Genomic DNA, 18,567 nt, shown 5'->3' on the forward strand with positions numbered 1-18,567 from the left:
AGGGGGAGAGCGCTAGCGCTCGGCGCGGGAGGCGGAGGCCTTGGGCGGGGAGATGACGCCCTCGGGGCTGACGCGGGCGCCGGAGGTGGGGAAGTCCTCGGCGGTGAGGCGGCGCACGAGCGCAATCACCTCGGCGCGGGCATCCGGCTGGGGGATGCCGCGGCCCTCCTGGCGCGTGGGCAGCAGCCGTCCGGCGATGAAGCGCCCCCGGCCGTCGAGCTCCACGTCGGCGATCATCCCCAGCCCCTGGGGGCCCTTGAGGTTGAAGGAGCCGTAGGTGGCGAAGTTGCCCAGGGAGTAGAGGATGAGCTTGTCCTTGTAGAACTCGAGCGCGCGCACCACGTGGGGGCCGTGGCCGATGACCAGGTCCGCGCCCGCGTCGATGACGGCGTGGGTGAAGGCGCGCAGGTCGCCCCGGTTCTCGCCGTAGAACATCTCCGTGCCCTGGGGGATGTTGAGCGCCTTGCCGCCCTCGGCGCCGCCGTGGAAGGACACGAGCACCAGGTCATGCTCGTGCTTGACGGAGCGGATGAAGGCGGCGGCGGTGGCGTGGTTGTTGACGTGGTTGCAGTTGGGCGAGGTGTGGAAGGCGACCATGGCCACGCGCAGGCCGTTGCGCTCCACGGTGGCCACGGTGCCCGCGGGGCCGCTCCAGGCGATGCCGAGCGCGTCCAGGGTGCTCTCGGTCTCGCGACGGCACAGCTCGCCGAAGTCACCCGAGTGGTTGTTGGCGGTGGAGGCCAGGTCCACGCCCGCGTCCTTGAGGTACGCGCCATAGCGCGTGGGGGAGCGGAAGGCGTAGCAGTTGCCTCCCTTGCGGCACTTCTGCGTCTCGCCGTTGTCGCACAGGGGGCCCTCCAGGTTGATGAAGGTGAGGTCCGCGTCGCGCAGCAGCGGGGCGACGGAGGCGAGGCTCGCGGCGCCGTCATCGGGGGGCAGCAGGCCCTCGGGGAAGGAGGTGCCGAGCATCACGTCTCCCACGGCGCGGATGCGCAGCCGGGCATCGGGCGGGGGCGGGGGACGGGGAGCGGCGGGCTTCTCGCCCTGGGCGAGCTGGCGCTGGAGCGCGGACTGGCCCCGAGCCTGGGTGAGGGCGTCCTCGAGTTCCGGCAGGCGCGGATCCAGCTTCTGCACGGTGGTCCACTCGGCGAGCGCGTCGGGCCAGCGGTTGAGGAGCGAGTACGCCCAGCCGAGCTCCCAGTGGCAGTCCACACGGGCGGGAGCCGAGCGGGTGCAGGCGGAGAAGGCGGTGACGGCGCCCGCGGCGTCCTTGGCCTTGAGCGCCTCGACGCCCTGGGCGTAGAGCGCGTCCACCTCGGCGGCGGAGGAGACCAGGGCGGGCTCCTCGGCGGGGGGCGGCGCGGGGGGAACCGGAGGCTCGGGAGGCGCCTCGGGGACGGCGGGAGGAGGAGGGACTTCGCTCACCGGCGGCGCGGGAGGCGGCGGCTGGGGAGCTGCGGGAGGCTCGGCGGGAGCGGAGGCACGCGGGGTGGCGCAACCTCCGAGCGAGGCGAGCGCGAACACGGAAAGCACGAGGAAACGAGAGCGCATGGGGGCGCGCATCTTACCGGGAGGCGGGGGAGGGGAGGTGCCGGATGGGAGTCCTGGGACGCTCGACGGCCGGACGGCCGAGGAGAAGCTGGCGTTCGTGTAGGGTGGAGGCCACGCCCCCTGCCCGACTCACCTTGAGGAAGTCATCATCATGAAAAGCCTGTTCTCGAGCCGCTCCGTGGTGGCCCTGCTCGTGTCGGGGTGCCTCACGGCCTGTCAGAAACACCCCCAGGAGACACCGGGGAAGCCGCCAGAGGGAGATCCGCCGGTCACGATGCCCCAGGTGGTGCTGGCGGCCGGAGACATCGGCAATTGCAACTCAGAGGGAGACGAGGCCACGGCGGCGCTGTTGGATGGACTGCCGGGGACGATCCTCACCTTGGGAGACAACGCCTACCCGACGGGCTCGGCGGAAGCCTTCGCGCGCTGCTACGAGCCCACGTGGGGCCGGCACAAGGCGCGCACGCGTCCGGTGCCGGGCAACCATGAGTATCTGGAACCGGAAGCGGGCCCCTATTTCGACTACTTCGGCGAGGCGGCGGGGGAGCGGGGCAAGGGCTATTACAGCTATGAATTGGGCACCTGGCACGTGGTGGCGCTCAACACCGAGCTGACGGGAGCGGCCTCCGTCGAGCAACAGCGCTGGTTGCGTGAGGATTTGAAGGCGCACCCGACGCGCTGCACGCTGGCCTACATGCACCGGCCGCTCTTCACGTCGATGGCGGTGAGGAACAACGTCTTCGTGAGACCGCTCTGGGAGGCATTGGCCGAGGCGGGCGCGGAGGTGGTGCTCGCGGGGCATGATCACTTCTACGAGCGCTTCGCGCCGCAGACGCCCTTTGGAGAGATGGATGCCGAGAAGGGGTTGCGCGAGTTCGTGGTGGGCACGGGAGGCACGTTCTTCTATCCGCTGGAGCCCGCCCCCGCGAGCAGCGTGATGCGGCTCGGAGACAAACACGGCGTGCTGAAACTCACGCTGGAGGAGACTGGCTATACCTGGGAATTCCTCCAGGTGGATGGAGGCGTGGGAGACCAGGGCCGCGGCGAGTGCCATTAAGTAAAGCCAAAACAATTCACCAAGAGCACCAATTGATCGAATTCAAAATCGTACGAATGCATCGTAACGACGCAATGAAATCCCTAAAACCAATGCTTGATGGATTCCGGAGTCATTGGGATAGCATCTACATTGGAGTCACCACAGAACCAGAATTGCGCTGGGACCAACACACAACGGAGGGATGGAATAGAATGGTAGTAGTCTACGAAGCATACAGATCGGACATTGCCGCCGAACTAGAAAAGGATCTGATCGATTACGCCCGTAGATGCAGTTTCAAGTTCCCTATCACGAACATCAGTCCTGGCGGAGAAGGACTTAGCACCAGACAGACCAACCACTACCTATACCTAATCATGAAGAACAAGCGCTACCCATAAAAACAAGAAACATCCAGCATTTCCCCGTCCCTCGAGAAACAATGAAAATCCATGTCCTTGCAATGGTCGCGGTGACTCTACCGGGATGTGTCTTGCGCTCCGCGCACCCGGCGGTCACGGTCGAATGGCCCGATGAGAATTCCGCTCGGAGCCTCGTATCTCCCATGGAGGCGGGGGCCGCCCTCGCGGCGGCCGGGGCCGTTCGTGAAATGCTACGAGAAAACACGGTCCCCGGCCTCTTCTCTGGATGCACCAGTCCCGAGCAGGGATTGGATGTCGCCGTCTTCACCGGACCCACTCCCCAGCTTTACTACGTCGTGTTGGATGAGCGATTCGATCGATGCGGCGGTCCCCGGGGACGTGTGCTCGACTGGTGGTACGTCTATGCCGTCACGCCTCAAGGCGAAGTGATCGCCCGTGCCCCACCCCCAGCCGGGCCCGAGGAGGCTCTTCCGTCAGTTCCTCCTCCCGAGCCCACTCAACTCCCAGCGTCACCAGAAACAAACGCCACGGAGTCCTCTCCCGAGGTTCCCGCGTCGGCCTCGGAGCCACCCGTTCAACCGCAGAACGGCAACGCCAAGAGCCAGCTCGAGGCGCTCAACGCCCCCTGAGGCGCCGCCAACCGAAGCGCCTCACCGCTTGTTCTTCTTCACCACCCGCGCGGACTTCTTCGCCCCCCGGCACACGGGGTTGGGCTTCTTGTCCACCACGCCGAGCTGGAACGAGCGGCGCCCCACGCAGGCCACGCGTGCCCCCGGGTTGTCGTCCTTGGGCACGCGGAACAGCTTCGCCCTCGCGCCCTTCACCAGTTGCTGCCGCCACCACACACGGGTGCGATCCTTGCCATACAGTCCCTCGCCGCACTCGACGTAGGGCAGACGCCCCTGAACCGACGCGAACGAGGGCGCATGCGCTCCCTCCACGAGCTGGACGCCGAAGAAGACGCGGCCTTCCGTGCGCACGAAGCCGCACCCCAGTTCCTCGTACCCACTGCCCTCGCCACGCGGCACGGCCACGAAGGGCGGCAGGGCCGGTGTCGCGGTGTGATTGAGGTAGAGAAAGCGGGCGTCGCGCGGCTGGCAGTCCTCATTCACCTCGAAGGTCGCCGCGTCCGCCAGGTCCAGGCGCGTGAGCACCTCGGCGCGCACGCCGTCCGCCTCGTCCACCGTGTCCTGCTCGCCCAGGGGCTTGTCCCAGTAGATGCCCGTGGCATAGCGGAAGTAGCCACAGCCGAGCGGCTTGAAGGACTCCGGCGCGAAGGGCTGCGGGGGCCGGTTCTTGAGAGGCTGCTGCAGGAGCGGAGTGCAGCCACGGCGCACGCGCTCTCCCTCCGCGTAGAAGCCATGGCCCAGCGGTTGGAGCTCATCCTTTCCCGGACCCACCTTCTTGTCACCGCACTGGGTGATGGGCGTCTCCACGGGCACGGCCTGGGCGCGCGCGGACGGGCTCACGAGGAGCCCACCCAGCAGCAATGCCAGGGGGGCTCCGAGCCGCGTGGATGGATGACTCGTCCTTCCCATAGGGCGCGCATCATGGCGCGTCTGGCCCTCGGGAGCGAACAAAGCCTTTGTCCGCTGGACGAGCGCTCATGCCCGAGCGGGCACGGCCTCGGTCTCGACGCGGCCGGGGGCGAGCGTGCACAGCACCAGCGCGGCCATGCCCGCCAGGACGGCGAGGAAGGCGAAGCGGGCGGGAAAGCCGCCAGGCAGCAGGCTCACCAACGCGATGGTGAAGGACCCTCCGAGCATGCGCGAGGCATAGACGGCGCTCGTCACCATGCCCCGGTGCTGCCAGGGCGCACGCGTCTGGGGCCCCACGAGCGAGGTGGACGCGGCCGGCCCGAGCCCCATCCCCAACAAGCCGAGGCTCGCGAAGAGCGCGGGGACGTGCCAGTCCCGGGTGACACCGAGCGTGAACAGGACGGTGCCGAGGAAGGCGAGCACGAACCCCCCTCCGGCGCTCGCCCGGAGTCCCCCGCGCACGAAGACGCGCACGCCGAAGGTGGAGCCAAAGGCCCATCCCCCGAGCAAGGGCACCAGGGCGAGCCCCGCCATGAGCGGGCTGTGGCCCCCGCGCTCGGTCATCCACAGGGGCACGAAGGCGGTGGTGGCGTAGAGCAGACCTCCGGCGAGCAGACCGCCGAACACGCCCGAGAGCAGGGTGCGATCCCCCAGCAATTCCAGGGGAATGAGCGGGGCGGGGGAGGCGCGCTGCTGCCGCACGACGGCGACCAGACCCCCGGCCGCGGCGAGCGCGAGCAACGGACGCCACGCCCCGGCGCCGTCCTCCAGGGAGAAGAGGAGCAGGGCGAGCGAGAGACCCACCAGGGCGGGGCCCACCACATCCACGCGGGTCGCGGGCCGCACGGGATCCTTGAAGGACAGGTGCAGGAGCACCAGCGAGAGCAGACCCACGGGCACGTTGACGAAGAAGACCCAGCGCCACGAGGCGTGCATGACGAGCCAGCCACCGATGAGGGGACCCACGACGTTGGCGCCACCCCAGGCGGCGGTGAAGAGGCCCTGGATGGAAGCGCGTTCACGCAGGGAGTAGAGGTCCGCGCTGATGGTCATGGTGGTGGGCTGGAGCGCCCCAGCACCGAGCCCCTGCAGGACGCGGAAGGCGATGAGGGCGGGCACGCTCGGGGCGGCGCCACAGAGGATGGAGCCGAGGAGGAACAGGCTCATGCCCAGGGTGAAGACGGGCTTCCTCCCGAGGTGATCGGCGAGCTTGCCGAACAGGAGCATGCCGACCGTGGAGGCGAAGAGGTAGGCGGAGAAGACCCACGAGTAGAGGTGCTGTCCACCCAGCTCGCGCGTGAGGGTGGGCATGGCGCTGGTGACGACGGTGGCCTCGAAGGCGGCGACCACGAGGCCCAGCAACACCGCGCCCGTGGCCACGCGCCGGGCCATCCCCGGCCGGGCGGCCGAGGGAGCTTCCGAAAGACTCGCATCCATGGCCTCTAGAAATAGCGGACCTGGGCGCATGCGGAAGACGCATCCCTCGCATAGACTCCATGCGTAAAGCGCATGAATACGGAACAACTCCAAGCATTCGTCCGGGTGGCCCGGGAAGGGCGGCTCACGGTGGCCGCGCGGCAACTCGGGGTGTCCCAATCCGGACTGACCCGTCAGCTCCAGGCCCTGGAGGGAGAGTTGGGGGTGCGCCTGCTCGTCCGGACGCCGGGAGGCGCGGTGCTGACGGAGGCGGGAGAGCGCTTCCTGCCGCATGCGCGGCGGGCGCTAGACGCGCTGGCGGTGGGGACAGCGCAGCTGGGCGAGCTGACGACGACGCCGGGAGGCGCGGTCTCGCTCGGGACACTGCGGACGGTGAGCGCGTACCTGCTGCCGGAACTGGCCCGGGGATTCAAGCATCGCTATCCGGAAGTGCTGTTGAAGCTGAGCGAGGGCATGCATGACGCGCTCGAGGCGCGAGTGGCGGATGGCGAGCTGGACATGTGCATCGTGAGCCTGCCGCTGCGGCGGGTGGAGTTGGTGGAGCAGAAGCTGTGGGAGGAGGAGTTCGTGCTGGCCGTGCCCAAGGGCCACCGGTTGTCGCGACTTGGGCGGCCGGTGGCGTTGACGGAGGCGGTGGAGGAGACCTGGGTGGTGATGCCCGGAATGACAGGCACCTCGGCGCTGGAAGTGGCGAGCGAGACGCGAGGCATCCAACCCCGGATCTCGGTGGAGATGGACAGCGCGGAAGGAATGCGGCGGATGGTGGAACAGGGATTGGGAGTGGCGCTGCTGCCCGCGTTGATGGCGAGGGATCACGCCGCGCGAGGCTTTGAAGTGGTGTCCTTGAGCAAGGGAGGACCCCGGCGCCAGGTGGCGCTCGTGCATCGAGGAGAGGAATACCTCACCGCGGCGGCCAGGGCGCTCAAGCTGTTCATCATCGACACGCTGCGCCGCTCCGGGACTCAGTCCCAAACGGGTCCTCGGTGAGACAGTGGAGGTTGAATCAAACTTTGGGTTCCAATAGAATTGGACCATGCCCTCCATGCGCTCAAGGACAGCTTCCCTCCATGGGATTCAGCGAAACGCCGTCCTTGTGATGACACTGCTGTCATGGGCCCTTCTGACGTCATGCGCACATGGTGGAAGGTCAGTTCACGGAAGCGGAGGCGCTGATCACGGAATCCGTGTCCTCGGGATTGATCGAACAATCGACCGCGACCGTCCTGAGAAGACAAATCGCGGACCTCTCCCTCAAACTCGGAGAAATTCCCGCTCGACTCCAACGGGTCCCCAATTTTCCAGCGAAGCTCAAGGAACTCACTCGCTTTCAGATTCAGCATGGCCTCGAAGAAGGAACTTCAGACCGCGCTGAAGCTCTTGAAAGATGTCGCGAAGGATCATTCGCGTCTTCTTGAAAAGATTTGAGGAGCCATGCACTCCAGTCCACGCGAATTGCAGCAGCTGCTTTCCGAAGCCAGGAGCCTGGAGTTGGGCAGTGCCCGGCAGCTACAGCTCCTCGAGGAGATCCGTACACGGTGTCCGGCGTTCGTTCCCGCTCTATTGCTGGCGAGTCGGGCCGAACTCTGGAGCCAGGACGACTCAGGGCAAACGGACGCCGTCTTCAATCAAGTTGAACGGATGCTTCATGACGCCGTCGACGCCTCGGGCAGATCCCCCGAGGCCCTCATGGGATTGGCTCGATTCATGAGCGTCGTGCGCGCTTCGCCCGAGGCCGCGGAAGCGCTCTACCGCGAGGCCTCCAACCGGACGCTCGAACTGCTGGAAGAATCCTGGTCCGGCCTCATCGAAGCCCTCGGAGAACAAGAGAAGACAGACGAGGCCACGCGCATCGCCGGGCGCGCCCGCCAGCTCTTCCCTGAATCCAAACAGCTCGCCGACGCTCATTCCTTCGCCAAACTCGGTCCTCAGTCCATCTGAAGCCGGGCCTCCAACATTCCGCGCAGCGCCTGGAAATCGAAGGGTTTCTCCAGGCGCGGCGGGTCCACCCGGCCGAGGAATTCCCGCGCCCGCTCCGTGAACGCCCCCCCGGTGACGAAGACGACATGCCCCACCCGCTCGGGCATCCGCTTCGCGAGCACCTCGTAGAGTTCGATCCCCGTCATCTCCGGCATCATCACGTCACACAGCAGCAAATCCCACGGCAATCCCTGCTCCAACCAGGCCAGCGCCGCCTCCGCCCGGGTAAAGACAGTCACGTCGTGCTCCTGGTTCAGTGTGCGCTGGAGCGCCGCGAGCACCATCGGCTCGTCGTCCACCACCAGCAGGTGGCCCCGCCTCCGCACCGGAGCCTTGCTCGCGCTCACTCCTTTCTCCTCGCGCTGGGGCCGCTCCGGCGCCGCGAGCACCACCCGGAACACCGTGCCCACCCCTTCCTCGCTCTCGAACTCCAGCGCGCCTCCGAGGCGCGTGAGGAGGTCCTGGCAGATGGGCAGCCCCAGCCCCGTCCCCACTCCCAGGGGCTTGGTGGTGAAGAAGGGCTCGAGGATGCGCGGGCGCAGCTCCTCGGGAATCCCCCCGCCCGTGTCCCGCACCTCGACGACAACCCGGCCCGCGGCGTCCACGCGCGTGGACAGACGGATTTCATTGCGCTCGGCCGCGCCCTCCGCGATGGCGTGCGCCGCGTTGACGATCAGGTTGAGGAACACCTGCCCGAGCCGGGCCTCGTTCGCGTACACGGCCGGCAGGGGTTGGTAGTCCTTCACCAGCCGCGCCCGGTGGCGGATCTCGTTCCACGCCATGGCCGCCGCCGAGTCCAGTGCCCGGTGCACCTCCACCCATTCCAACCGCTCATCATCCTTGCGGCTGAACAGCTTCAAGTCCCGGACGATGAGCCGCATGCGCTCGGCGCCCTCCCGGGCCTCTTCGAGCGCCTGGGCGATCGGCTCCACCCCGGACCCCGGCTCCAGGGCCGTCCGCAGCTCCTCGCGCGCGAAGTCCAGGTTGGCGAGGACGTAGGCGAGCGGGTTGTTGAGTTCATGCGCCACCCCGGCCGCCAGCGTGCCCACCGAGGCCATGCGGTCCGACAACGCCAGCCGCGCGCGGAGCTCCTCGCGCTCGGTGCGATCCTCCACCGCCCCCACGACGCGCATCAGCCGCCCGTCCGCGTCCCGCACGAAGACCCCCCGGTTGACCACCCGCGTCCACGTCCCATTGGAGCGCTGGACGCGGTACTCGTCCGTCCAGAGCCGGGCGTCCCCGTCCAGCGCGGCGCGAAAACCCCGCTCCACGCGCTCCTGATCCTCCGGGTGGATGCGTCCGAACCACTCCTTCCCTCCGCCCCCCATCGATCCGAATGTCTCACCGAGCAGCGCCGCGAGCCGCGGGCCACACGACACCCGCCCCGTCTCCGGATTCCATTCCCAGACAGCCTCGTTCAGGGCGTGCTGGAGGATGTCGAACCGCTCCTGGCTCGCGCGCAGGGCCTCGGACAGCCGGGCGTGCGCGCGGCTCGTGCGCCGCGCTTCCAACTGGTGCATCACCTGCCGCGCGAGGATCTCCAGGCCGTGAATCTGCTCCAGGGTGAGCACCCGGGGCACGGTGTCGAGGACACACAAGGTGCCGAGCACGAAGCCCTCCGGGTTGACGAGGGGCACTCCCGCGTAGAAGCGCAGACCGGCGACGAACGGGTTGAAGCGGAAGCGCACGTCGGCGGCGGTATCCGGCACCACGAGCGTGCGGCCCAGGAAGACGGTATGGGCGCAGAAGGACATGTCGCGCGCCGTCGCCCTCAGTTCCAGGCCCTGACGGGACTTGAACCAAAGGTGCTCGCGCTCCATCAACGCGATGAACGCGATGGGCGTGCCGGACAGCCGTGTCGCCAGGCGGGTGAGTTCATCGAAAGACACCTCGGGAGCCGGGTCGACCTCATAGCCCCACAGCGCCTCGAGCCGCGCCGCCTCGTTGGGGGGCAGGGGAGCCAGAGTCGACTCGCCAGACACGACGAAACCCACGTTCCGCTGGTGTTCCATGCTCCTGTCTCCCCCCGGTCGGGCGCACCCATGCCCCCTATATTCGGAAGACAAACGCCTTCCGGATCACCCATCCTGATGCCACCGTGGCGCCTCGCGATTCGTTCATACCTGGGTTCGAACTGGCGCGTAATTTTCTTCTTAATCCAGGTTATAGGGATTGGGTGAAGCGTCGGGTGGTGGACCCGGACCTGGGCTCCAGGGAGGTCCGACGTCCGTGCTAATGTGAGATTTTCACGGGGAACGGACGCCGAATCCCCGGGCCCGCTCGCCCCGCGATCCCGCGCATGAACCCGACCTCGCGTTTTGCCCGACTGTCCTCCCTGCTGCTGTGGGCCTGGATGGCCCTGACCGGCTGCGATCCCTCGACCCCGTCCACCCCCGTGGAGGAGCAGAACTACGCCGACGTGCAGTTCGACGTGGAAGTCCCCCCCGAGACCCCCATCACCGCCACGCTCTACCTGCGGGGGGAGGATCCCGCCTTCAAGGGCCCCGCCGGACGAGGCCTGGAGCTCATCTACCAGGGAGGCAACACCTTCACGGCCAAGACGCGGGTGCTCCTACAGAAGCAGGTGTCCTTCTCCGTGTGGATGACGTCGCCCGACGCGCACGTGCCGCTCACCCTGGCGGGGACACCCGCGGAAGCGGGCACCCATACCGCCCGTGAGGCCGAGGAGAAGGTGGAGCTCGTCGTGGAGCGCTGGGGGCCGCCCGCGGGCCTCACCGGGCCGAGGACCGTCTTCCTCGTGGAGGTACCGGCCACCACCTCGCCCGACGCGGAGGTATGGTTGTCCGGAAATGAACCCGAACTGGGAAGTTGGAATGGCGCGGGCGTGAAGCTCCACAAGGCGATGAACAGCCTGTACGCGACATCCTTGTCGTTCGAGGCGGGGACGTCGCTCGGGTTCAAGGCGACGCTGGGTTGTTGGGAGACGGTGGAGAAGGGTGCGATGGGTGAAGAGCTGAGCGATCACGCGCATACGACGGGAGAGGGCTACGAGCGCGTCTCCTTGACGGTGGAGTCCTGGGCCGCAGCGGAGTGTCCGCCGCCCGCGCCGCCTCCCGAGCCATCGATCACGGGCCTGGTGAAGTACCACCTGGTGAAGCCGGCCAACGAGGTGCTCAAGGAGCGCGACGTCATCGTCTGGCTGCCGCCGGGCTACGAGGAGCCGGAGAACGAAGCGCGCCACTACCCCGTGCTGTACATGCACGACGGGCAGAACCTGATGAACGTGGTCACGGCGTTCGGCCACGTGGAATGGAACGTGGATGAGACGGCCGAGGCGCTCGTGGCGGCGGGCAAGGTGGAGCCGGTCATCATCGTGGGCATCTACAACGCCGGGGTGGACCGCCTGCCCGAGTACACCCAGACGTCCACGAAGGACTATCCGAAGGCGGGCCGCGCGGACGTGTATGGCGACTTCCTCGTGAACGAGCTCAAGCCGCTCATCGACCGCACGTACCGCACCCGGCCCGAGGGCCAGTACACGGGCCTCGCGGGCTCGTCGCTGGGCGGGCTCGTGTCGATGTACCTGGGGATGAAGTACCCGGACACCTTCACCCGGCTGGGGGTGATTTCGCCCTCGGTGTGGTGGGACGAGCGGGACATCCTCGAGCGCGTGGCGGCGCTGGCGGGACCGCTGCCCCTGCGCGTCTGGGTGGACATCGGCACGGACGAGGGTACCCACGCGGAGGCGGAGACGGTCCAGGACGCGGAGGATCTGCACCAGGCGCTGCTGGACAAGGGCTGGTCCGCCACGGACGTGAGCCTCAAGGTGTATGACGGCGCGCAGCACAACGAGGCGGCCTGGTCCCAGCGCTTCGGCGAGGTGCTCGAGTTCCTCTACCCGGCCAAGCGCTGAGGCGGGGAGGTCAGTCCCCGTCCTCCAACCGGGGGGCGGGGCGCTCGGCGAGGGGCGGCTCCATGAGGGCGGCCACCTCGGGAGAGTAGCCACCCGGGCCGGAGCCATGGGCGATGAGGGGCGGACGCACCGCGAGCCCCCGGGGCCTGTCCCTCACCGCGTGGACGAGGAAGCGCGTGGCGGGGGACTCCGCGCGCGCGTGGATGAAGCGCAAGGCCACGGGGTGGAAGCGGGCCGCGGCGAGCAGTCCCAGCACCTCGGCCACGCGCGCGGCGGGGTAGACGAGGCTCACCCGCCCGCCGGGAGGCAACGCGTGCCGGGCCGCCGCCACCACCGCCGCCGCGTCACAGGACACTTCCTGTTTGGACAGGGCGCGCTCGGCGTCGGGGCTGCGCACGCCCGCGTGGGCGGGGCGGAAGGGGGGATTGGAGACGACGTGCGCGTAGGCACCGGAGGCCCACAGGGAGCGCGCCTCGCGCAAATCACCGAGCAGGGGACGCACCCGGGATTCACAGGCATTGAGGGCCACGGCGCGCACGAGCCGCGCATGCACCTCGGGTTGTAATTCCAGGGCATCCACCGGGCCGAGGCCGAACTGACACGCGAGCAGGAAGGACACCACGCCACTGCCCGCGCCGAGTTCCAGGAGGGGACCCGGAACGGACGAGGCCTCGGTGGCCGCGAAGGCCGCGAGCAGCACCGCGTCCAGCGTGAAGCGATAGCCCCCGCGGCGTTGCAATACCCGCACACCGGCGGTGCCAATGGAGTCGAGTGTTTCATCCGGCGCGGGGAGGGAAGTGCTCACGTCCGTCTCTTCCATAAAGTGCTTGAGCGACCTCAGCATGTTACTACATGCTCACACGATGGTCGCGGTTCGCACTCTCATGCTGGCACTTCTAACGAGTTCCCTGGGGTGCTCGGCTCCCAATCCCAATGTCCGGGTCACACGGATGGCCAATGGAGTCATCCAAGTCGATGGACCTCTGGCGGGACCTTTCAAGAAGACGGAAGAACTGGCCGCTCACGGCTGTGAATTGATGACCCGCCAACCTGGTGCGGATGCGAAGCACGGCAAGCTCGGCAAGGAATACTGCGCCCTGCATTATTACTCAACGCAGGATCAGGCCTATTACCTGACATACCTTTCCGACATCGGTGGAGACGGAGCGGGAGGAACCAAGTTCTGTAACGTTCCTGGTGCCATCAATGAACTGAATCAAAAGAGCATTCTTATCACCGGACCCGCGCATACCCATCCACACAATCGTGAGTTTTCACCCGTGGACATGGGCGCGGCCAGACCTGAAGGATGGTCGCCCGTGGGGCCTTCCAGGTTCGTCGACCCCTCTACCGGTCGACTCTGGGAGCGTGAACTGTACGCGTTCTTCAAGGATCTGAACGAGGTATGTTTCGCGTACCGCTACAACTACGCGACTCGCGTTGTGTCCGCGCTGCGGGAAGGGAAATGGGTTGCCATTGGCGAAACCAAAGGAGTTTGGGGAACGTTCACTCCCTTCCCCGGTCAGGGCTGGTTGCCATGAGCACACAATGGATGGAGGACACGCGATGAAGGCATATCTCCCCCTGATGTTGCTCGCCAGTATGACGAGTGGTTGCTCCTTCTTGGGTCTCTACAGAATCGAGAAGGCCGAGCGCGCACCGCCCGAGGAGGCCGCGACCGTCCGCTTCCCGGATTCCATGGAGGAAGGCATCCGCTTGTCGGGGCCCACCCTCGCCGCCCTGCGTATCGCCCTGGATGATTTCATCCCCCCTGGGAGTGAATTCACCAGTGAGGATCCCGACCAACGCGTCGCGGCCTGCCTCTCGCGCAGGAGCACCTATGAAACCCTGCTGCTGCCCAGGGAAGGTGAAGCGGTGTTCGTGGCATTCGTTCCGGACCTCAAGCGCTGCGGCCTGAACGAGGAGATCCTGGACGGAGGGGCCGTGTACGCCATCGACGCGAAGGGGCGCATCCTCGACCGGCGTTGAGACTGTCCGCCATTGGGCGGCCCCTCTATCCAACCGTGTACAGGTCCCGCACCACCCGCGCGCCTCCGGGCTGGCTTCACCCACGGGAGTGCACAGTGTGGTGGCCTTATGGCTCGACCTTCTGGCATCTCCGTGCTCCTCCTGGCGCTGGCCGCTGGCGGCTGCGACAACTCCCAGGCTCCGTGTACCCAAGGCTGTCCGGACATCTCCGGCGTGTACTCCCTCGAGGACAGCGTGCCCGTGGGCAACTGCCCGTTCAGCCCCTACCTGCTCGCGCCCAGCGTGGAACTCCAGCAGAGCAGCGAACGGCGCAAGGTGGTCCTCCACGTCATCGATCCCACCACCCAGGTGGAAGTGCCCCTGTCCGGCGACGTCTATATGGCGTCGACCTCGGACATGATCGGCTCGTTCCGCATCGACACGCGCACGACCCGGCTCGCCAACCGCACCAGTGAGCAGACCGTGACGCTGGACGTACTCGCCACGGGCGTGGTCTCCCTGCGGGACGGCCACCGGGTGCTCTCCGCCACCTTGAGCACCACGGATGCCCTGTCCAACCAGGCGTGCACCACCACGCTCACCGTGACGGGCCAGAGCCAATAGGCCGAGCACGTCCCGGAAGCCCCCGCTCGACGGCGAGGGAGCGGGGAAGCGATGGCGCCTCAGCCCGTGGCGGTGGCGCTAGCGCCAAGACCCGGCCGGCCCGGCTGATTCGCGGCGTAGCGCAGCTTGTCGTCTCCACCCGTGTAGATGACACGCGGGTCGGACGGCAGGGTCGCGTCCTTGGCGAAGCCCGCCAGCGAGTCGTGGACATACGTGTCGAAGAACGCGGTGAGTTCTTCGTTGCGCATGCCCTGTTTGCGCTCGAATTCGGCCTCGTAGGCGAAGAGCAAGGCGAAATAGTGGGGACGCAGCTCGTTGCGCCCCTTCTTCTTCGCGAGCGCTTGGAGTTCGTTCGCATCCGCGATCAATTGCCGATCATAGATGCGCGAGTTGCGGGAGAAGGACTCATCCGCGCCAGGCAGCGTGTCATAGCGGGACTTCTGAGAGAGGAATTCGTCCCGCTTCTGCTCCGCGAGTCTCGACTGGAACTCGAACTCCTTGCGGCCTTGCGGCATCACGGTGGCCCTGGACTCCAACAGGATCCGGGCCGTCGCCTGAGCGTCCTTGTACTCCTTCTCCAACGCGTCCACCGTCTTCTTCAGCGCCTTCTCTTCCTTGCGCCAGATGGGCTCGAATTGATTGATCATGGGCCGGTCCCGCGTCGGCCCGTAGGAGCCGCGGGCCCGTTCGTCGCTGGCGGCCCGGGCGAAGCGCCATTGCAGGTAGACCTGCATGTGCGCCAGCATCACGGACCCCAGGGATCCGGCCGTCTTCCCCACCTTCTTCATGTAGAGGTCGAACCGGCGGCACAGCACCTCGAAGGCCACCTTGCTCGCGGGGTCCTCGGCGAAGTCTTCCTTGAGGGGCATGGGCAATTCTGTCTCCAGGGGGACTCCAGCCCGAAGCGCCTCGTTGCGCATGTGCCGCAGGGGAATGAGGCTCAGGAACGAACCGGGGAGGGGACTGCGCGCCCCCTCGCCCTTGCGATAGCCTCCGCCCACGTCCGAGTGCGCTCCGGGATAGACCATTTCCCGGCAGTTCTTCGGATAGCCCTTCCCTTGGAGAAGGCTGTCCACGGGAAAGGAATTGCGGATTTCATGGGCCGCGATCATGTGGACGCAGTCTTCCACCATCGCGGGGATGCGCAGATCGTCCGCCCAGGACATGTGGCCATTGGCGAGGCCCGAAGCGGGGTCCGCACCCGGGGCGCCATCGCGAGCGAACGCGATGTCGCTGAGCGTGCTGCCGTAGGCGGAGCGCGCCCTCAAGGCCTGCTCCAGATTGATCACTCCCGTGGTCAGGTCAATGGATTGCAGATTGTTCGTACCCATGGGCGCTCCCACCGAGGCCACGGTGTCGAACAGACCCATGAAATACAGATGAAGGGGGGCATGGGTGCGATCGTGCTGGAATTTCCAGCCCCCTCCGGCGGCCTTCACGCAGCGATCGGCGATGCGCCGAGCGAAGGCGCGGGCCAGGGCTGCTCCCCGAGAAAAGCCAAACAAGGCCACATGGACCGGGCGCCCCTTGCTCTGGGAGACATGGGACTTGAGCTTCTTCATCGCCCAGTCGAGACGGTCCTCTCCTCCTCCTCCAAAAGCAAGCCCTGAGGTGGTTCCTCCCGGATCGTTGATGTCCTTGAAGCGTGTTCCGAGCCCTGGGATGTAATAGCCAACCGCGACATCACCGCTGTCTGATTGTATATGTAAGCGAAACAACCTCGCGACATTGCTGTGTTCGCGAGTGGCGTAGTCCGCTTCCAGGTTGTTGCCGGTACCGTCGAAGAAGAAGGAGACCTTGAGCCCATGCCGGACGATATTGGGCGAAGCCTTGTTCTGGGCTGCACCTAGCTGTATGGGAGGAGAGCGGGTCGGCTCAACCTTCGTATTCGACAGGGAAGCAGCCTGTCTCATGAGGTTGGGTGATTGAATTTTCTTCAATTCTTGCTCAGAAGCCATCCTTGCACCTCGCGGTCTGTTCGTCCATCACCACGTTTCCCGACTCCTTGCGCTGCCCATTATTGAAGGTCTCCAACTTCAATCTCAGCGGCGGGAATTCCTCGGTGATCTCCGCCTCAATGTGTCCATCGGGATAGAAATGGACTCCCAGGTGCTGAGGATTGGGAGGAACGAATTGCTTGAGCACCGCCTCCGCCTCACACCAGCGGTTGTTGTCTCGCGTCCATTTGATTTTCAGCGTCGCTGGCAGCTCCGCGCCAGGCCAGAAACTCACGCAACAAGCACTCTTCCCACCGCCCGACGTCGGAGTGCTCACGAAGATGTTCCCACCTCCCTGGCCATTCACCAGGAAGCCGTCGATATACAGGTCGGTATAATTCAAGCCGTTGATTTCAAGCGACACGCGCTGGGTGATGATGGGCTTTTCCTCAACGACCTTGGCTGGCTGCTTTTCCGACTTCGCATCGGACTTGGATTGGCTGCAGGCACTCATCAGCAACAGGGCCCCGCTCAGAACCCACCTCGCGCACGGCTTCACCGCCCGACTCCTCAATTGAGGGTCAATAGCCATCCTGGCACCTCGCCGTCTGCTCATCCGCCACCACGTTTCCCGACTCCTTGCGCTGTCCGTCATCGAAGGCTTCTAATTTCAATCTCAGCAGTGGATCTTCCTCGGTGATCTCCGCCTCGATGTGTCCGTCGGGATAGAAATGGACTCCCAGGTGTTGAGGATTGGGAGGAACGAACTGCTTGAGCACCGCCTCCGCCTCACACCAGCGGTTGTTATCTCGCGTCCATTTGATTTTCAGCGTCGCTGGCAGCTCCGCGCCAGGCCAGAAACTCACGCAACAGGCACTCTTCCCACCGCCCGACGTCGGAGTGCTCACGAAGATGTTCCCACCTCCCTGGCCATTCACCAGGAAGCCGTCGATGTACAAGTCGGTGTAGTTCAAGCCGTTGATCTCCAGCGACACGCGCCGGGTGAAGGTGGGCTTTTCCGAGGTCGCCTCGGACCTGGACTGGCTGCAGGCGCTCATCAGCAGCACCCCGCCGAGAAACCACCCGCTCCTGGCTCGTCCCCGCGTCATCGAACCCCACCCGTTCGTATCGCCGTCGGGAAGTCCCCCCTTCCCTTCGTTCCATCTTCAACACCCCGGCCCCCGCGCGTCAACGGGACGGGCGCGAACACACTTCTCCCCAGAACCGCAAGCCAGGAATTCGGGGCGAGCGTCGCGTTGGCTAGCGCCGGGCGCCCACCAGCCGCTCGGCCAGGTCGATCACCTTGCCCTCCACGTTCACTTGGTCCAACTGATCGATCTCCACGATGCCCGTGGGACTGGTGACGTTCACCTCCGTCATCCAGTCGCCGATGACGTCGAGACCCACCAGATACAGGCCCCGCTCCAGGAGCGCGGGCTTGATCCGCGCGCAGATCTCCCGCTCGCGCGCCGTGAGCTCCGTCTTCACCGGCTTGCCTCCGGCCGCCATGTTGCCCCGGTGATCATCCTGCGCGGGCACCCGCAGCACCGCCCCACACGGCTCGCCATCCACCAGGATGATGCGCTTGTCTCCCTGGCGGCTCTCCGGCAGGTATGCCTGGGCGACGATGGCCTTGCGTCCACCCACCGTGAGCACTTCCAGCAGCGAGCGCATGTTCCGGTCCCCCGGCTGCAGGAAGATGATGCCCTGGCCGCCAAAGCCCTCCACCGGCTTGAGGATGGTGCCCGCCGCGTGCTCCGTCACGAACCGGGACAGGTCCACCATGTTCCGCGTGATGAGTGTCTCGGGCATCAGGTCCGGAAAGCGCAAGCCGAACAGCTTCTCATTCGCGTCGCGGATGCCCACCGGGTTGTTGATGAAGACAGGCGTCCGCCCGTTGTGCAGTTCCACCAGGTGCGTGGCCTGGATGAAGTCCGCGTCCACCGGCGGATCCTTGCGCATGAACAGCGCGTCCAGGTCCGACAGGGGAGACACCCGCTCGTCGAGCACGTCGAAGGCACGGCCGGGCTCGCGGCGCACGGTGACCGTCCGCATCCGGGCCTCGGCGCGCGAGCCCCCGAAACGCAGCCAGGGCTGCTCGAAGTAGCGCACCTGGTGGCCCCGGCGCTGCGCCTCCAACATGAGCGCGAAGGTGGAGTCATGGTCCACCCGGACCGTCTCGAGGGGATCCATCAGGAAGCCGAGGGTGAGCGTGCTCATGGGGACGACTCCAAGGGGG

Annotated in this window: 17 protein-coding genes; 8 read left to right on the forward strand and 9 right to left on the reverse strand. The window is 66.4% G+C overall.

The window, feature by feature from the left end:
• Window positions 1-12: 12 nt before the first annotated feature.
• Window positions 13-1,551 (reverse strand): CapA family protein, encoded by a 1,539-nt coding sequence (locus MEBOL_RS17050; protein ID WP_095978432.1) that lies wholly within the window; start codon window positions 1,549-1,551, stop codon window positions 13-15.
• 151 nt (window positions 1,552-1,702) lie between these two features.
• On the opposite strand from MEBOL_RS17050, the gene MEBOL_RS17055 reads away from it, so the two are divergent.
• Together MEBOL_RS17055 and MEBOL_RS42160 are read left to right on the forward strand one after the other, a co-directional pair.
• The gene (locus tag MEBOL_RS17055; protein WP_095978433.1) at window positions 1,703-2,608 is read left to right on the forward strand and encodes a metallophosphoesterase family protein; all 906 of its coding nucleotides are present in this window, start codon (window positions 1,703-1,705) and stop codon (window positions 2,606-2,608) included.
• A 592-nt stretch (window positions 2,609-3,200) separates the two neighbouring features.
• Window positions 3,201-3,602: a hypothetical protein gene (locus tag MEBOL_RS42160; RefSeq protein ID WP_179956422.1), complete on the forward strand. Its 402-nt coding sequence runs from the start codon at window positions 3,201-3,203 to the stop codon at window positions 3,600-3,602.
• 21 nt (window positions 3,603-3,623) lie between these two features.
• On the opposite strand, the gene MEBOL_RS17065 is transcribed toward MEBOL_RS42160, so the two are convergent.
• Together MEBOL_RS17065 and MEBOL_RS17070 are read right to left on the reverse strand one after the other, a co-directional pair.
• Complete coding sequence (locus MEBOL_RS17065) at window positions 3,624-4,511, reverse strand: hypothetical protein (protein ID WP_157775074.1); 888 nt, start codon at window positions 4,509-4,511, stop codon at window positions 3,624-3,626.
• Between the two features lie 66 nt (window positions 4,512-4,577).
• The gene (locus MEBOL_RS17070) at window positions 4,578-5,948 is read right to left on the reverse strand and encodes an MFS transporter (RefSeq protein WP_095978435.1); all 1,371 of its coding nucleotides are present in this window, start codon (window positions 5,946-5,948) and stop codon (window positions 4,578-4,580) included.
• 72 nt (window positions 5,949-6,020) lie between these two features.
• Here MEBOL_RS17070 and MEBOL_RS17075 point away from each other — a divergent pair, with 72 nt between their 5' ends.
• Together MEBOL_RS17075 and MEBOL_RS17080 are read left to right on the forward strand one after the other, a co-directional pair.
• The gene (locus MEBOL_RS17075; protein WP_095978436.1) at window positions 6,021-6,935 is read left to right on the forward strand and encodes a LysR family transcriptional regulator; all 915 of its coding nucleotides are present in this window, start codon (window positions 6,021-6,023) and stop codon (window positions 6,933-6,935) included.
• A gap of 444 nt (window positions 6,936-7,379) precedes the next feature.
• Window positions 7,380-7,886 carry a hypothetical protein gene (locus MEBOL_RS17080; protein ID WP_095978437.1) on the forward strand — a complete coding sequence of 169 codons (507 nt, stop codon included), beginning with the start codon at window positions 7,380-7,382 and terminating at the stop codon, window positions 7,884-7,886.
• On the opposite strand, the gene MEBOL_RS17085 is transcribed toward MEBOL_RS17080, so the two are convergent.
• Window positions 7,874-9,937: a hybrid sensor histidine kinase/response regulator gene (locus MEBOL_RS17085; RefSeq protein ID WP_095978438.1), complete on the reverse strand. Its 2,064-nt coding sequence runs from the start codon at window positions 9,935-9,937 to the stop codon at window positions 7,874-7,876. The genes MEBOL_RS17080 and MEBOL_RS17085 overlap by 13 nt on opposite strands.
• 287 nt (window positions 9,938-10,224) lie before the next feature.
• On the opposite strand from MEBOL_RS17085, the gene MEBOL_RS17090 reads away from it, so the two are divergent.
• Window positions 10,225-11,799 (forward strand): alpha/beta hydrolase-fold protein, encoded by a 1,575-nt coding sequence (locus tag MEBOL_RS17090; protein WP_095978439.1) that lies wholly within the window; start codon window positions 10,225-10,227, stop codon window positions 11,797-11,799.
• Window positions 11,800-11,809: 10 nt separating this feature from the next.
• Here MEBOL_RS17090 and MEBOL_RS17095 read toward each other — a convergent pair whose 3' ends face one another.
• Window positions 11,810-12,604, reverse strand: a complete 795-nt coding sequence (locus tag MEBOL_RS17095) for a tRNA1(Val) (adenine(37)-N6)-methyltransferase (RefSeq protein ID WP_245919839.1) — start codon at window positions 12,602-12,604, stop codon at window positions 11,810-11,812.
• Between the two features lie 145 nt (window positions 12,605-12,749).
• Here MEBOL_RS17095 and MEBOL_RS17100 point away from each other — a divergent pair, with 145 nt between their 5' ends.
• The 3 genes from MEBOL_RS17100 (at window position 12,750) to MEBOL_RS17110 (ending at window position 14,391) form a co-directional block, all read left to right on the forward strand.
• A complete protein-coding gene (locus MEBOL_RS17100; protein ID WP_245919841.1) occupies window positions 12,750-13,340 on the forward strand; it encodes a hypothetical protein in 591 nt (196 codons plus the stop codon).
• A gap of 25 nt (window positions 13,341-13,365) precedes the next feature.
• The gene (locus tag MEBOL_RS17105) at window positions 13,366-13,788 is read left to right on the forward strand and encodes a hypothetical protein (RefSeq protein ID WP_095978441.1); all 423 of its coding nucleotides are present in this window, start codon (window positions 13,366-13,368) and stop codon (window positions 13,786-13,788) included.
• Between the two features lie 108 nt (window positions 13,789-13,896).
• Window positions 13,897-14,391, forward strand: a complete 495-nt coding sequence (locus MEBOL_RS17110) for a hypothetical protein (RefSeq protein WP_095978442.1) — start codon at window positions 13,897-13,899, stop codon at window positions 14,389-14,391.
• A 59-nt stretch (window positions 14,392-14,450) separates the two neighbouring features.
• Here the strand turns inward: MEBOL_RS17110 and MEBOL_RS17115 are convergent, their stop codons facing one another.
• From MEBOL_RS17115 to gshB, 4 genes are all read right to left on the reverse strand, one after another.
• Complete coding sequence (locus MEBOL_RS17115; protein ID WP_095978443.1) at window positions 14,451-16,349, reverse strand: T6SS phospholipase effector Tle1-like catalytic domain-containing protein; 1,899 nt, start codon at window positions 16,347-16,349, stop codon at window positions 14,451-14,453.
• A complete protein-coding gene (locus MEBOL_RS17120) occupies window positions 16,339-16,887 on the reverse strand; it encodes a DUF3304 domain-containing protein (RefSeq protein WP_157775076.1) in 549 nt (182 codons plus the stop codon). The genes MEBOL_RS17115 and MEBOL_RS17120 overlap by 11 nt, the downstream gene beginning before the upstream one ends.
• Window positions 16,888-16,909: 22 nt before the next feature.
• On the reverse strand, window positions 16,910-17,437 hold the full coding sequence (locus MEBOL_RS17125) for a DUF3304 domain-containing protein (RefSeq protein ID WP_095978445.1): 528 nt from the start codon (window positions 17,435-17,437) through the stop codon (window positions 16,910-16,912).
• A 151-nt stretch (window positions 17,438-17,588) separates the two neighbouring features.
• Complete coding sequence (gshB, locus tag MEBOL_RS17130) at window positions 17,589-18,548, reverse strand: glutathione synthase (RefSeq protein ID WP_095978446.1); 960 nt, start codon at window positions 18,546-18,548, stop codon at window positions 17,589-17,591.
• Window positions 18,549-18,567: the final 19 nt, after the last annotated feature.

The sequence above is a fragment of the Melittangium boletus DSM 14713 genome (genome assembly GCF_002305855.1).
Taxonomy (GTDB): domain Bacteria; phylum Myxococcota; class Myxococcia; order Myxococcales; family Myxococcaceae; genus Cystobacter; species Cystobacter boletus.